Origin of the sequence: Candidatus Defluviilinea proxima, from assembly GCA_016721115.1 — a bacterium.
In the GTDB taxonomy this organism is placed as follows: domain Bacteria; phylum Chloroflexota; class Anaerolineae; order Anaerolineales; family Villigracilaceae; genus Defluviilinea; species Defluviilinea proxima.
In genome coordinates this window covers 3,013,846-3,028,395 of the sequence record JADKIW010000001.1, presented here as the reverse complement: position 1 = coordinate 3,028,395, position 14,550 = coordinate 3,013,846, and the positions used below count along the sequence as shown (strand labels likewise).

General features: G+C 51.2%; 16 protein-coding genes and 1 tRNA gene. 7 read left to right on the top strand and 10 right to left on the bottom strand.

Annotated features, from left to right (window positions below; genetic code table 11):
- Nucleotides 1-100: 100 nt before the first annotated feature.
- The 3 genes from IPP66_14075 to IPP66_14065 are packed head-to-tail and all read left to right on the top strand — an operon-like array spanning nucleotide 101 to nucleotide 2,021.
- Nucleotides 101-631, top strand: a complete 531-nt coding sequence (locus IPP66_14075; protein ID MBK9926399.1) for an alpha/beta hydrolase — start codon at nucleotides 101-103, stop codon at nucleotides 629-631.
- A gap of 50 nt (nucleotides 632-681) precedes the next feature.
- A complete protein-coding gene (locus IPP66_14070) occupies nucleotides 682-1,503 on the top strand; it encodes an MBL fold metallo-hydrolase (GenBank protein MBK9926398.1) in 822 nt (273 codons plus the stop codon).
- Between the two features lie 41 nt (nucleotides 1,504-1,544).
- Nucleotides 1,545-2,021 carry a GNAT family N-acetyltransferase gene (locus tag IPP66_14065; GenBank protein ID MBK9926397.1) on the top strand — a complete coding sequence of 159 codons (477 nt, stop codon included), beginning with the start codon at nucleotides 1,545-1,547 and terminating at the stop codon, nucleotides 2,019-2,021.
- Here the strand turns inward: IPP66_14065 and IPP66_14060 are convergent.
- From IPP66_14060 to IPP66_14015, 10 genes are all read right to left on the bottom strand, one after another.
- On the bottom strand, nucleotides 2,018-2,926 hold the full coding sequence (locus tag IPP66_14060) for an MBL fold metallo-hydrolase (protein MBK9926396.1): 909 nt from the start codon (nucleotides 2,924-2,926) through the stop codon (nucleotides 2,018-2,020). The genes IPP66_14065 and IPP66_14060 overlap by 4 nt on opposite strands.
- Complete coding sequence (locus tag IPP66_14055) at nucleotides 2,893-4,212, bottom strand: DUF58 domain-containing protein (GenBank protein ID MBK9926395.1); 1,320 nt, start codon at nucleotides 4,210-4,212, stop codon at nucleotides 2,893-2,895. The genes IPP66_14060 and IPP66_14055 overlap by 34 nt, the downstream gene beginning before the upstream one ends.
- The gene (locus IPP66_14050; GenBank protein MBK9926394.1) at nucleotides 4,209-5,204 is read right to left on the bottom strand and encodes a MoxR family ATPase; all 996 of its coding nucleotides are present in this window, start codon (nucleotides 5,202-5,204) and stop codon (nucleotides 4,209-4,211) included. Before IPP66_14050 ends, IPP66_14055 begins: the two co-directional genes overlap by 4 nt.
- Before the next feature lie 138 nt (nucleotides 5,205-5,342).
- The gene (gene hemC, locus IPP66_14045) at nucleotides 5,343-6,257 is read right to left on the bottom strand and encodes a hydroxymethylbilane synthase (GenBank protein ID MBK9926393.1); all 915 of its coding nucleotides are present in this window, start codon (nucleotides 6,255-6,257) and stop codon (nucleotides 5,343-5,345) included.
- Nucleotides 6,254-7,480 carry a glutamyl-tRNA reductase gene (locus tag IPP66_14040; protein MBK9926392.1) on the bottom strand — a complete coding sequence of 409 codons (1,227 nt, stop codon included), beginning with the start codon at nucleotides 7,478-7,480 and terminating at the stop codon, nucleotides 6,254-6,256. The genes hemC and IPP66_14040 overlap by 4 nt, the downstream gene beginning before the upstream one ends.
- Complete coding sequence (locus IPP66_14035; protein MBK9926391.1) at nucleotides 7,480-8,136, bottom strand: bifunctional precorrin-2 dehydrogenase/sirohydrochlorin ferrochelatase; 657 nt, start codon at nucleotides 8,134-8,136, stop codon at nucleotides 7,480-7,482. The genes IPP66_14040 and IPP66_14035 overlap by 1 nt, the downstream gene beginning before the upstream one ends.
- A gap of 100 nt (nucleotides 8,137-8,236) precedes the next feature.
- Nucleotides 8,237-8,989, bottom strand: a complete 753-nt coding sequence (locus IPP66_14030; GenBank protein MBK9926390.1) for a phosphoadenylyl-sulfate reductase — start codon at nucleotides 8,987-8,989, stop codon at nucleotides 8,237-8,239.
- Between the two features lie 35 nt (nucleotides 8,990-9,024).
- The gene (gene cobA, locus IPP66_14025; protein MBK9926389.1) at nucleotides 9,025-9,822 is read right to left on the bottom strand and encodes a uroporphyrinogen-III C-methyltransferase; all 798 of its coding nucleotides are present in this window, start codon (nucleotides 9,820-9,822) and stop codon (nucleotides 9,025-9,027) included.
- Complete coding sequence (locus IPP66_14020) at nucleotides 9,815-10,408, bottom strand: hypothetical protein (protein ID MBK9926388.1); 594 nt, start codon at nucleotides 10,406-10,408, stop codon at nucleotides 9,815-9,817. Before IPP66_14020 ends, cobA begins: the two co-directional genes overlap by 8 nt.
- A gap of 30 nt (nucleotides 10,409-10,438) precedes the next feature.
- Nucleotides 10,439-12,730 carry a nitrite/sulfite reductase gene (locus IPP66_14015; GenBank protein MBK9926387.1) on the bottom strand — a complete coding sequence of 764 codons (2,292 nt, stop codon included), beginning with the start codon at nucleotides 12,728-12,730 and terminating at the stop codon, nucleotides 10,439-10,441.
- A gap of 398 nt (nucleotides 12,731-13,128) precedes the next feature.
- On the opposite strand from IPP66_14015, the gene IPP66_14010 reads away from it, so the two are divergent.
- From IPP66_14010 to IPP66_13995, 4 genes are all read left to right on the top strand, one after another.
- A tRNA-Arg gene (locus IPP66_14010) sits at nucleotides 13,129-13,201 on the top strand.
- Between the two features lie 12 nt (nucleotides 13,202-13,213).
- On the top strand, nucleotides 13,214-13,438 hold the full coding sequence (locus tag IPP66_14005) for a hypothetical protein (protein MBK9926386.1): 225 nt from the start codon (nucleotides 13,214-13,216) through the stop codon (nucleotides 13,436-13,438).
- Nucleotides 13,439-13,562: 124 nt separating this feature from the next.
- Nucleotides 13,563-13,823, top strand: coding sequence for a glutaredoxin family protein (locus IPP66_14000; protein MBK9926385.1), 261 nt, complete (start codon nucleotides 13,563-13,565; stop codon nucleotides 13,821-13,823).
- A gap of 59 nt (nucleotides 13,824-13,882) precedes the next feature.
- The gene (locus tag IPP66_13995) at nucleotides 13,883-14,542 is read left to right on the top strand and encodes a hypothetical protein (protein MBK9926384.1); all 660 of its coding nucleotides are present in this window, start codon (nucleotides 13,883-13,885) and stop codon (nucleotides 14,540-14,542) included.
- Nucleotides 14,543-14,550: the final 8 nt, after the last annotated feature.

Below are 14,550 nucleotides of genomic sequence, written 5' to 3'. Positions count from 1 at the left end.
ATTACATCATCACCTATTCGAGTTATCACAACATCAAATTTCTTTTATACTTTACCGAAAACAATTCAAATCATTATCCTAATAATCATTGGAGCCTATCATGACATCACCCATACTCATCCTTCCCGGCATAGGGAACTCTGGTCCGCTACACTGGCAGTCGCTTTGGGAACAAGCCAACCCTGACTTTATCCGTATCCAACAACGAGACTGGAACAAACCCATCTGCGAAGAGTGGGTGTCCACGCTTGAAAGGGCTGTAAAAAATACGGGGCCAAATGTTGTTTTGGTCGCACACAGCCTCGCCTGTTTAACGGTTGCCCATTGGGCGGCAGGGACTGACTTGGCTATAAAAGCTGCCCTTCTGGTTGCGGTGCCCGATCCATCCGGGCCCAGCTTTCCCAAGGAGGCGATTGGCTTTTCCGAAACACCGATGAAGACTCTAGCCTTCCCAAGCATCATCGTTGCAAGTGACGACGATCCATACGCAACTTCAGACTACACAGCCCGTATTGCCAAAGCTTGGGGAAGCAGGCTGGTCAACATCGGGAACCGTGGACATATCAACGCAAGCAGTGATCTCGGTCAATGGCCGCAGGGGTACGAACTACTCAAGGAACTGCGGGACTAACACAACTGAGAGCACGGCTTGCGATCAAAAACAAATGGAGGAACATAAACATGGATCGCAAACACATATGGACGGCCTGGATCATTCTGGGTCTAATTTTGGTTTTGGCAACTGGATGTACAAGTGCATCCCAATCGGCAAAAGAAACAGTGCCGCCATCTCCCACGTCCGCTCCCGTTTTGCCTACAGTGGCGCCCACAGAAGACAAGGTCTCACCGATGCTTGAGAAAATCACATGGCTCAGGTCAACCAATCCCTATGGGAACACCGGCGTTTTGATCCAGGCGGGCACCAAAGTCATTTATCTGGATCCCGTTGATCTGGTCAACGCCGCGCAACTCCCCAAAGCGGACATCATACTCATAACCCACGACCACCCCGATCACTTTTCCGCGCAAACTATCACGGCGTTGTCGAATGAAAATACAAAAGTTGTTTCCACTGCAGGGATAATCAGCACTCTTGGTGATCTAAGCACTGCCCCTCTTGCGCCCGGTGAAAAGACAAACGTGGACAATTTGGAGATAGAAGGCATCGCATCGTATAATGTCAATCACCCCAAAACTTCGGGGTTTCTCGGATTCATCATCACCATTGACGATACGCGCCTCTATTTCTCCGGAGACACGGATCTGAATCCAGAAATGGAGAGCTTATCCAATATCGACATCGCTTTTCTGAACGTCCGAAACTTATATTCTCTCTCTGGAAAGAACGTGGTCAGTTTTGCAGAGACCGTGAAACCGAGAGTGATCGTTCCCATTCACTGGATGCCTGAGAACAACACCTACAAGGACAAGGAAGAGATCGAATATATCCAGCAGAACATTCCCAATACCACCCTGTTGGAAGTTTTGACCTTGAAGCCATAGTTGTTCATCACTTCTGGCGAGCCGTTCCAAAGGAAATCAAAATGAATATTCATATCCGAAAAGCGGAAGCGTCCGACGTTCCCGCGATCTCAACTCTATTAAGAGAGGTAAGTCTCTTCGCCCATATCAACGATGAGCTCGAAGAGGCCACTCAAGAGCGCGTTCACAAACATCTGACGTTATGCCTGTCAGATGACAGTCACTTGATCCTTGTAGCGCAAGCGGAAAATGGTGAAGTCGCAGGATATTGCGCAGTCCACTGGCTCCCCTATTTGCTTCTCACCGGGCCAGAGGGATATGTATCCGAGTTGTTTATCTGGGATGAGTTTCGCGGACAGGGCATCGGTGGTCAACTTTTAGATGCGGTCAAAGTAGAGGCAGAGAAGCGAGGTTGTTCTCGCTTGATGTTACTCAACATGCGCAAACGGGATTCGTATCAGCGTGGATTCTATCCCAAGCACGGCTGGGAGGAACGTCCCGATGCGGCGAATTTTATTTTCCCACTGAATGCACCTTAGCCAGCCGCCTGCCTAATCTTCTTCCAATATCTCAGCAGCCCATCCGCGCTCATGCCGAGCGGGTTGGCAAGTTCGTAGGCTTTCACAGTAGCCTCATCCAAACCAATGCTCTCGCCTTCCTTCATCATCCAATCGGTGAAGCTTTGGCGCAGTTCTTCGATGGGCGGTTGCGCGGGCATGGCATGGTCAAGCCAGCGCGAGGCAGAGTCTAAAACTTTTTCCACCTCGTCCAGTTGCCATTGGGGGTTATCGAAAATGCCGAAGTGAGTCGGCGCGATGCGCGAGAACTTTTCCTTGCGGATGCGCGCGATGCTTTCGTGCCAGCGCTCCAGGTGCAACTCCGGCGGCGGCATGGGCACTCGTAAATATTGATAGCCGGGGATCCGCACGCCGCCCACGTCACCGCAAAACAAAATATCTTCAAAGAGATAACAATAATGATGCTCGGCATGACCGGGCGTATTCAGCGGGATGAATTCCATATTGCCGATATGGATGGGCTCCGCGTCATTCGGGACTTTGAGTTGGTCCTGCGGCACCGGCAGGAACTCACCCCAAAGCGACTCCATCCGATCACCGTAAATGCGCGTGGCACTGGCGATGAGTTTTTCAGGGTTCAACATGTGCGGCGCACCAACGGGGTGTACATAGATCTCCGCACCTTGCTTGGCAAGCCAGCCTGCCGCCCCTGCATGGTCAAGGTGAATGTGCGTCAGCAGGACGTGAGTCACGTTTCGGGGAGATAAGCCTTCTTTCGCCAGACCAGCTTCCAGCGCGGAAAGAGTCGAGCCAGGTCCGCTTTCGATGAGGACGACCGAGTCTCCCTGTCGAATCAAAAAGGCAGAGATCGCGTGAGTGCGTCCTTGAAAATTCAGGTCAAGTGTGACAATACGGGTTGACGCCATGAAGGATCCTGTGAAAAAGTATTAGCAGAAAAACGCGAGAGGGTTTCGGAGAGATCGTCCTCACAATAGACGGGGCAGACCGGTACATTGCGCTCCTGAAGAGATTTCAAAAGATTTTCGTTGCCACGACGCGCGCCAAACGATGCACACATAAGGAGCACAACCACCGGGCGCAAGTTGCGGCGTAGAAGGCTATCCACACCAATCAACAGTTCAGTCCAAACCATGGGCGTGATGAGGATGGCACTGCTCCCCTGAGGCAACTGTCCCATTTGGGCGGTGACAAGACTCGGCAATGTGACAGTGCTTTCGGCTTGCAAGAAAGACAACGCTTCGAGGATCTTGCCCTCTTGTCGCTCGCTTCGTTCTGCAGGGATGATCCTATGTGAAAGCTCAGATGCGGTCAACAAACCGACCGAACGCCGTTGCCCAATGAAATAATGCGCGAGCGACGCGGCGATGCTGATGGAATATTCGAGCGTGGAGGGAGGCAATGTCACTTTGCGGCGACGAAGCAGGAACATATCGTCGATGGGATGATCGTAGCTCTCGCCGGGTTTTGAGACGTGCACGCTCTTGTGAGTATCAAGAAATAACCAAACCTCAGATTGAGGGTCTTGCTCGAACTCTTTGACCACAAGCTGGCCGCGCCTCATGCTTGTGGGCCAGTGAATACGTTTCATCGGATCACCGGATACATACTCGCGCACACCCGAAGCATGCGGCGTAATATCAAGGGACTTGCGCCGAATCACCTTACCGCCGGGCAATAAGCCGGGAGGTGATAAAAAGTTTTGCACCGGAAACAGCATGGGAAACACGATAAGATTCGACAACGCGGGGAATTGTCGCGACATACGAAAGATGCCGAACGGATCACCGGAGGTAATGGTGGTGGGGCCGAGCGAGAATCCACCACGGGAGGTGAGCCAGGTTCGGGATGTGTAAGAACGTCTTTGTCGCGCCTGCAATATGGTGATGATGCGTGAGCCAGTGGCATTGGGGATCTTTGTCTCGTTTGCCACTTCCAGCCAGAGTTTTGCAAAGGGACTGTCGTTCACCACTTCAAAGTGTTCTTCGAACACGTCCCCCACACCCGCCCGCGAGGAACGAGCGCGTCGCTCAAGCTTGAGGCCGTTCATGGATGTTATCGTCATCAACAATGCCAGCAAGAGCAAAGCCGCACCCAAATAGAGCAGGCGCACAAAAAAGACCGCGCCATTGACCATCGTTCCGATCCCCCCAATTGCAAGGATCAACAAAACAAAGATACGACCCGGCGTCACTTCTTTCCTCGAGTTTGTGGGCGAGCCGCTTGAGCGTCTGCAGCGGCTCTGTAATCACCGCCCGGCACCGGCGCACTGTGCAGCACTTCTTCCACGATCTTATCAGCACTCAACTCGCGCAAGCGTGCCGCCGGCGAAACGATGACACGATGTCCAAGCACAGAAACAGCCAGCGCCTTCACATCGTCTGGCAAAACATGGTCTCGCCCTTGCATGGCGGCATGTGCCTGACTGGCACGTGACAAGGCCAAACTTCCGCGCGGACTGGCGCCGAGGTACACGTCTGCGCTTTGGCGGGTGCGACCTACAAGGTCAATAATATATTTTTGGATCGCAGGCGAAACATATACTTCACGCACAGCTTTGACTGCGGCTAACACATCCTTTACCTTGACTACCGACTTCAACGCTTCAATCGGATGTTTCAACTGTTGCCCGCTCAAAATTTTCATCTCTTCTACCGGGCTGGGATACCCCATGCGGACGCGCATCATAAAACGGTCAAGCTGGGCCTCAGGAAGCGGGAATGTTCCTTCATATTCAATCGGGTTCTGTGTGGCAAGCACCATGAACGGTTGCGGCAACGGATGCGTAATACCATCCACTGTCATTTGATTCTCTTCCATCGCTTCAAGCAAAGCGGCCTGTGTCTTGGGCGTTGCACGGTTCACTTCGTCGGCAAGGATGATCTGTCCCATGATCGGGCCAGCGCGAAATTCGAACTCCCGTTTCTGCTGGTTATAAATGGAAACGCCCGTCACATCGCTGGGCAACATATCGGGCGTGAACTGAATGCGGTTAAATGAACAATCGAGAGACTTGGCAAGACTACGAGCCAGCATGGTCTTCCCCACACCCGGCACATCCTCGATCAAAATATGCCCCTGGCACAACAAACCGATCACAACCAACTCGATCGAATGTCGTTTGCCAACGATCACCTGCTCCAGATTGCCGATCAGACGCTCCCCAAATTCCTGTATATCTGCCATGTCAATTCCTTTCCCATACCACTGCAAAGATGAATGCTCAAATTTTACCGCTCTGATTCTACGAGGGTTATATATCTTGAGCAAGTGCAAGACGCCCCTCCTGGGAGGGGTTATTCATCATAACAACGAGGGAAATGCCTAGATCGCCACTTGTTCCAAGCCGAGAATATCCGCACCGCCACGTTCCAATACAAAACGAGCAAGCAGATGACCTAGTTCTTTGGGATCGGTCCCTGCGGCGGTTAAGCGGATGGAGCGTTTACCATCGGGTGAAATCACTGCACCAGTTAAGAGAATTTGATCCTCGATCTTCTCGGCATACGCAGCGATCGGCATCGAACAGCCTCCACCTAAAGCTGAAAGGAAGGAACGTTCTGTTGAAACAGAATCAGCTGTCGGTGAGTCGTGAAGCGATGCGAGTAGTCCGCGCGTCACTTCATCATCGGCACGACATTGAATCGCAAGAGCGCCCTGTCCAGGCGCGGGCAACATTGCTTCCAAAGAAAATGTTTCAGTGATGTGCGAATCCAAACCGAGACGCACGAGACCCGCATACGCAAGCACAATGGCATCGTAGTCGCCGTCCTTGAGTTTGCGAAGACGGGTATCCACGTTGCCACGCAATGGCAGGATGGTGAGATCGGGTCGGCGGGCGAGCAGTTGGGCGGTGCGCCTCACACTGCATGTGCCAACTCGTGCGGCAGGCGGCAGTTGATCGAGCGTGCCACTGTTCGAGACCAACACATCGAACGCCGTTTCACGCACAGGGATAGCGGCAGTGATGATGCCAGGCGAATCATCCACGGGCAGATCTTTGAGCGAATGCACCGCAACATGCGCCTCGTCCGAACGCAACGCCGCTTCGAGTTCGCTCGTGAACAACCCCTTGCCGCCGATCTCGGGCAATGGGCGGTCAACGATACGGTCGCCGCTGGTGGTGATAATGCGCTCTTCGCATTCGAGTTCGGGATGCGCCGCTTTCAACAGCTTGATGACGTACGATGTTTGCCAGCGTGCCAATGCGGATGGACGTGTTGCGAAGATGAGCTTCATAATTCAAATAATTCATTCAGGATGCTTGCATATTCAACGGCATGCTCTGAATTTCTCAGATGGGATGTTGGCACGTGAAGTATTTTGCTGACGATGGCACGGCTCATTGCTATGACCTTTGCCTGCTCCGCCTCATCTAGGCTTGTCATACGTTTGATGCTTTTCTTCACCTCGTTTACACGGATACTTTCCGCACGGTCGTAGAGCGCTGTGATAACAGGCAAGATTTGGTAAGTCCGCAGGTAATCACGGAATTCATTCAGTTCTTCATTGATAATTTTTTCGGCGTGAGGTTGTTCTTGTTGGCGTGAGTCAACGGAACGCTTCAAGTAAGTCTGCAAGTTATCGATGTTATGCAAAAAGACATTTGGAATATGTGCCGCTTCAGGCTCAACATTTCTCGGCACGGCAACATCGATCAAGGTCAATGCACGTTGCGGGCGGACTTGCATAGCAGACGCAACAGTCTGTGTTTGGACAATCGGTTGAGGTGACTGGACAGACGATACAACGAGATCACTCGATTGCAGAGCAACGGGCAAGTCGCTCAACGGACGGGCGCTCCCGCCCCAAAAACTTGCGAGTTCTTCCGCATGGCGCAATGTGCGGTTCAACACTTGCAGATTTTCCACGCCTCGTTGGCGCAATGCACCAACAACCAACGAAGCCGTTTCGCCTGCGCCGAGGACTGTCACTTGCATGGAAGGTAAATGAGGCAGGTTCTCAGAAGCGAGTCTCACCGCCACACCCGCAATGGACGTGGGGTTGCGTGCAATACCCGTTTCACTCCGCACTCGTTTCCCTGCATGGATGGCTTTTTGAAATAGCCTAGCAAGCAACGGCGCTGATGTATTTTCCGCCAAAGCAGTTTCCAATGCACGAGTAATCTGCCCCAAGATTTGGGGTTCACCTAGCACAACCGAGTCCAACCCTGCGGCAACTTGCATCAAATGACCTGCGGCTGCATCATCGGTATGGCGATAGATGTATTGCGAAAGTTCACGCTGATCCACACCGCCATGTTTGGCGAGCAATTCATCCAACCCAGAAAAATCTTTGATGTTCGCTGTGGCATACAACTCCACACGATTGCATGTGGAGAGGACGATCAACCCCGCAAGTGACTCGTTCAAGGTTGGCTTGAATTCAGAATCAAATGCAAACCGTTCACGGATGTGAAGTGGTGCTGTCGCGTGGTTGATGCCAACGCAAAGGATATACATTACGCCTTCACTCTCGGCTGAAATTCAAACCCGACTTTTTCAGAAATGATCTCAATGGCTCGTTCTTCATCCCCTTGCGCAAGGACTTCGAGAATACCTGAGTCTACAATCTCATACCAGAGTTTTTTGCGAGTCGCAAAATCAGGGATGTGTTGAGCGAGCGGTTCACGCAAATGTCCCGCCAGTTCGAGGAAGTGAGCGTACTCGTTTCCCAGTTCCTTTTGCCAACGCTCCTTCAAACGGACAGCCAATGCAGGCGCACGTCCGCTGGTCGAGATGGCAACGGTCAAATCTCCGTTGCGGATGATGGCAGGGGCAATGAAATTGCAGTGAGGAATGTCGTCTACCACATTGACGAGTTTGTGAGCGGCAGAGGCTTCGTCCCAGACTTGTTGGTTCAGCTCCGCGTTGTCCGTGGCGCAGATGACCATGAACGCATCGGCAAGGTCGCCTTGTTGATAGGCACGAGGAATATAAGTGACTTGATTCTCGTCAACCAACTGTTTGAGGTGTGCAGTAATCTTGGCAGAGATGAGCGTCACTTTCGCGTGAACAGCCAACAAGCCAACGACTTTCTCCTCGGCAAGTTTTCCTCCTCCCACGACAAGGCAGGGTTGGTCTCGGAGTTCAAGATAAACGGGGTAGTAAGTGTTCATGGTTACTTTCAGGTATGTCACCCTGAGCGATAGCGAAGGGTCTCTGAGATGGTCGTAGAGATTCTTCGCTTCGCTCAGAATGACATCACGTAAGGATCGATTAAATGTTATCTGCCTTCGGGTCTTTGACGGAAGGTAAATGGATTCCGCATTCAGTTTTGGATTTACCAGACCAGCGACCTGAGCGCGGGTCTTGCCCAGGTTCGACAGCTTTGGTACATGTCCAGCAACCGATGCTAGGATAGCCATAGTCATGCAGAGGGTTGTAGGGCAGATCACGAGTTTTGATGTACTCCCAAACCTGATCGCTTGTCCATGCGGCGAGCGGATTGAGTTTGACCATCTTGTTGGCGTAGTCCCATTCGACGAGTCCCGTATTGGCACGAAAAGCGGTCTGGTCACGGCGAATGCCGGTGATCCACGCATCATGTTTCGCGAGGAACTGTCGTTGCGGAATGACCTTGCGCATCAAACAACAGGTGTCTGGGTCACTCTCCCACAACTTGTCACCGTGGCGGACGGCTTGAGCGGGCAATGAGATGCCGCTGTGAATACGCTCAAAGCGGATGCCAAGTTTTTGTACGAGTTCATCACGCAGTTCGTAGGTGTGTGAAAAGAGCAGATCAGTGTCGAGATAAAAGACAATCGTCTCAGGGCGGATCTGTGACACATGATGCATGAGGACCACACCTTCAGGTCCGAAGCCTGTTGCCATTACGATGCCATCACCGAAGTTGTCAAAACCCCAGCGTAAAACATCAGCGGGCGAACTGCCTTCAAGGGATTGGCTGACCTGTTTCAATGATTCAGGAGACCAGTTTTGTACTTCAACAGTTCTGAGTTGTGTGGTCATAACGGTAAATCCTTTTTATGGAATGCAGTAGCTTGCTACTGCTTCTCCACCAGCACGCCCTGTGAGTGCAATGAGCTGGCTGATTCCAAATTGAACCAATTGAGTTCTTCATGCAAGCGCACAACTTCACCGACGATCAAAATGGACGGTGGTTGCATGTGTGCCGCTTTTTCGACGATGTCTGATAGTGTGGCGGTGACCACAACTTGATTCGGCGTTGTCCCTTTTTCGATGACAGCGGCGGGAGTCTCTGGCGAGAAACCACGTGAGATCAATTCCAGAACGATCTGTGGCATGTGTTCCACGCCCATCACGAATATGATCGTGCCATTGCGCGGAATGGATGCCCAATCCACGTCCGCTTCAGAGCCGCCTGTGTGACCTGCAATGACGGTGAAGGATGTGGTCACGTTGCGTTGCGTTACAGGGATACCCGCATAGGCAGGGACAGCGATGACACTACTCACACCAGGGATGACTTCATAACGGATGCCCGCCTCTGCCAACGCCTGACATTCCTCGCCTCCACGCCCAAAGACGAATGGATCGCCACCTTTGAGTCTCGCCACGCTTTTGCCTTGCCCTGCCTTCTCGATCAATAAGGCATTGATCTCATCCTGAGAGCGACGATGTCGCTTTGGCTCTTTGCCCACGTCAATCAATTCCGCAAATGGAGAGACTTCCAGCAAAAGTTCCTGTGGGATGAGACGATCATATAAAACCACATCCGCTTGACGGAGTCGATCCAGTCCTTTGACGGTGATGAGACCTGGATCACCAGGTCCAGCACCGATGATGTATACGATCCCGTCAGACGAATAGGAGTTAAGCATGGACAGGCTCCAGTTCGGTGGAGATGTTATCGAGGAGAGACTGCACATCGAAAGCCGAAGCAGACTTCACGTCCAGAGTGAAGCGTGCTCGGGGTTCAGATAAAGAACTGTGGGCGAGAGTCACATTCGAGCCTTTGAACAGAGTCCCGAAGAAGGATTCCAGATCCGATTTAAGTTCTGAAAAAGTTTCAGCGGTGTTCGGTGTGAGCAGGCGGTCATTGATAATGAGTTGCACTTCGTTACCGATGAAACGCACACGGTTTTCTTTTTCGAGAATCAACATGGCACTCAATGCGGCATGAGCGGCTTGGGCAAGTTTTTGTTGATTGGTACCCACAACTTTTTCTTTGCGATTGTAGAGCAGACCGAGGCGACCCGCTGTGAGATCAAGACTGTAATTGGCGGAGTGACCGATGAGCATGACGCCAGGTCCATTGTGAACGTGGAGATATTCGGCAACATCCACGAGGAGATCATTCGTGAGACTCTTTTGAATCCACTTGTTGAAGACGCCGTGAAATGATTCGAGGTTGAGGCTTGCACCGTTCTCGATGAAGAATTTGAGATTGATATGTTGAAGTTCCATGATTTTATTCCTATTAGTTGTTGATGCTGATTACTTCAACGGCAGTTTTAAAGATTGGACAGCTGGCTTGGCGGCGAGCAGTTTGCCGTAACAACTGTGCGAGGCTTCAATAACAAGTTGTGCCTCCTCGACACGACGATAGGCTTCATCGCGTGTGTAAGGCTCGTTCGACTTTTCGTGCGCGCGCAGGAAGTAATGACCGAACTTACCACCTGCATATTCATCCCAGAACAACTTGGTGTCATAGAAGCGTGTGCGGAATTCTTCAACGATGCGATTCGGTTCATCGGGTACATCATAAAATTGTTCCTGCACCAAAGTCTTCGCCGCCTGCAACATGGATTTGTATGCGGTCTCGCCTGCTTGTTGATATGCGCCTTGATCCAAAAGAACCTGCGCTTCGAACACTTGTCGCTCAGCGGCGCCCAAACCAAACTCAGCATGTGAGATCACTTCACCTGCGCACTCACCCACACCGATATCACCGATCGTGAACTCGCGACTGTCGCCCCAATCGGTATAAATTGTTGGGTCTTCATCGTGCGCGGGAATCTTCGTCAGATCGTTGACCATATTCTTGATCTCGACTTTGCCAATGCGCTGTATGAACGCTCGGAACGATTCATTCTTCTGACGGTCCGCCACATACCGACCCGTGAGTCGCTCCACCACTTCGGGGATTCTCTTCGCTGGGACCGCCGCTACTGCAAGACCATATGAACCTGCATTGTGAGCCCATTCGCCGCCCAACACCAATTGGAAATGCGGGACCGTGTAATTGCCAGAGTGGCGACTGACGCCATAGAAACCAAGATCGGCAACGTGATGTTGACCGCACGAATTGAAACAACCGCTGACTTTGATGTGCAAATTCTGTACGGCTTCATCCAGTGTGTAACTCTTCTCAGCAAGCCTTTGGCGCAATTCACCAGCAAGCCCACGAGAAGCGGAGATGCCGAGCTTGCAGGTATCCGTTCCTGGGCAGGAGGTGATGTCTGCGATGGTGCCCGCGCCGGCTTGGCCAAGCCCTACGGCTTCGAGTGCCGCGTAGACTTCGGGCAAGTCACCTTCGCTGATCCAGCGCAAGACAATGTTCTGGTCAACGGTTGTGCGGAGAGTTCCATTAGTAAATTTGCGAGCAATGTCAGCTAGTGCACGCAGTTGATCGCCTGTGAGGTCACCTAATGGAAGCGTGATCGTAGCAGTGACGTAGCCTTCCTGCACCTGTTTGTAGATGTTGGTTTTGTACCAGCGTTGGAAAGAGTCCGTTTGAGGCGCATCAACCAAAGGCGTAGCGGGACGAAGCGGTTTTTCATCCAAGATGTGAATATCGGAGAGATAGGCCGTCCAGCGTGGATCATGAGGAAGTATGGCGCGTTCTTCCGTCACGAGACGTCTGAATTCTTCGATACCAAGTTGCGCCACGAGGAATTTGATGCGGGCACGATTGCGATTCTTCTTTTCGCCGAGGCGGGCAAACACACGAGAGATCGCCTGTGACACAGGAAGTAATTCCTCTTCGGTGACAAACTCATAAAGCAGTTTTGCCTGATGAGGAACGGTGCCGAGACCACCGCCAACATACATTTCAAAGCCACGCTTCTTTTCACCGTCAATTGTGCGTGTCACGGCAACTACACCCATATCGTGCAGGTTCACGAGTCCACAGGCTTCATCACGACAACCCGAGAAGGCGATCTTGAATTTGCGACCGAAATCCTGGATGTCAGGGTGACCGAGGAGGAAGAATGTGAGGGCATTTGCATAGGGAGTCACATCAAACGATTCGGTGTGGCACACACCTGCCAACGGACACCCCGTGATATTGCGGACAGAATTTCCGCACGCTTCACGAGAGGTGATGCCTACAGCCGCAAGGCGACGCAACAGAGCGGGCGTATCTTCAATGTGAATGAAGTGGAGTTGAAAATCCTGGCGGGTGGTGACGTGGGCGATATTGTCAGCATATTCCTCCGCCAATTCCGCCATCACTTCGAGTTGCTCGGGGTTCATGCCGCCGTATGGCACTTTGATGCGTTGCATGCCAGGTGCATCCCAAACGGTGTTGGGACCTTTAGTGAGATCGGTAGATGCAGATGGGAACGGAAGCGCACGAGTCTCTTTGCCATCCCAACGCTGACCGTTGTCGTAGCGTTGTCCATACGCACCACGGCGCAGGCGAGTTTCGGCAAATAATTTCTCATCCATCTTTCCCTGCTTACGGAGTTCGATCTCAGTCTCATAAATCTCGATCTCACGCATTAACTCAGGGATGGGGCTTTCCAATTTCTGTTCACTCCATAATTTGTTACTTGCCTTCATAAAGTCATCTCCTCTGGGTATAAATAACAAAAAGCCCGATGTCTTCGGGCTTTTCACAAAAAAAGCCGATGAACATCTTCTACGTGCAAGGAACTGTTCACCGGTCTGGTTTTACGTTTATATATCTTATATTCGATTAACCTATGATGGCGTGTTGAACAGTTCTCTGTGTTTTCATACAACACAGACATGTACACAAACAAGCCATACACATCGAGAACATCACAACGGTCATCATGGTCAATTAATTTGCGTGATTATATCGGCTATGTCAGATTTGTCAATGGTTTAGACAGCTTTAAACATGATGCACCCAAAACCCATAGAAAATTCTTTTAGTTTTATACACTTCATAAGCGTAATCACGATTTCTTTTTCGAGTATAATTTCGGTCGCTTGCCCCCGTAGCTCAATGGATAGAGTAATGGACTTCGAATCCAGTGGTTGTGCGTTCGACCCGCACCGGGGGCACTCTCTTTTTTTATGTCCACTCCACAAGCAGACTTACAACTTATCCGTATATTGACCGACCGCCTCGAGCGCATCTCTGCCGATTCGGTTTGGGCACATCGCGCCAGCGGTTTGCGCGGGTCATTGCTTCGTATTCTCGATAGCGGACAAAATGAAGAACCACCAGACACAAAACTCATTACCCAAGCCACAGACATGGCACATTACATTCTGACGCAAGCCGCAAGAGAAAAATAAACAGAGTCTTTTAGTCTGGTTTGCAAAATATCAAGGTGTGGCATTTTTACTTTTGAAGAAGATAAGATATTAAGGGTGGATACGCTCAATAGGCATAAATAATTCCATCGCAAAGGTTCTTCAAATGTCCGATCACTACACCCTCACCCCGTCACAAATCGTGATGTACACAACTGAATATTGCCCCGATTGTATGCGCGCCAAAAAATTCTTTGAAGCCAACAATATCCCTTACCTGCGTGTTGGGCTCGAAGGCAATACAGAAGCCACCGAGTTCGTCATGCAAGTGAATAACGGCTACCGAAGCGTACCCACCATCATTTTTCCCGATGGAACCGTGCTAACCGAACCCAGTTGGGACGAACTCAAGCAAAAATTCAACTGACCAAACGAGGGCTTTACCCAATCACATCAAGAGGGATACAATGACAGGGAGGAGAAAAAATGCATAACCTTATAGTGAAAAGAACAAGCCTGTTCATTCTGTTTGCACTCATATTGACCTCCTGTAACGGATGGGTTATACAGCCATTGCCGTATAACCCACCTACCCCATTTGTTCAGCCAACACGCACGCCAGATATTTACAGTCCAACTCCGGTGGTCACCAGCTCGTCCCCTACCGCTACGCCGACTTTTCTACCCACCAATACAAACACCCCATCTATCACACCGGCCGAAGCTCCCGTCAACACATATACACCCACAAGTCTTGTCAATGCGCATGCGCTCTACATCACAATACTGGGATGCAACACCGGCATTGATGTTACTCACGGCATGGGTGAAGTAACGAACGCATATGTCACATTGAAGAACATCGGCAACGTAGAGCTCACAAACCTTGTCGCAACGCTCTACGCACTCGATGAAGGCAGAGAACATCCCGATAAAACTCTGGAAGTATCGTCTCTACCGATGAATTATGAAATCACTCTCAAATTAACTGTGGACAGTACCTACAAACAGGAATCGCCGGTCCAAGTCGAAGTGAACAGCGCCCAGGGCCTTTTTCCACGCGAAGGCATCGCCTCCTGCCGTGACCTCGGCCTGCTTGCCCCAAAACCTGACAGCTTAAACACGCCCGTGCCGAGTAATCCATAGGGACAGTG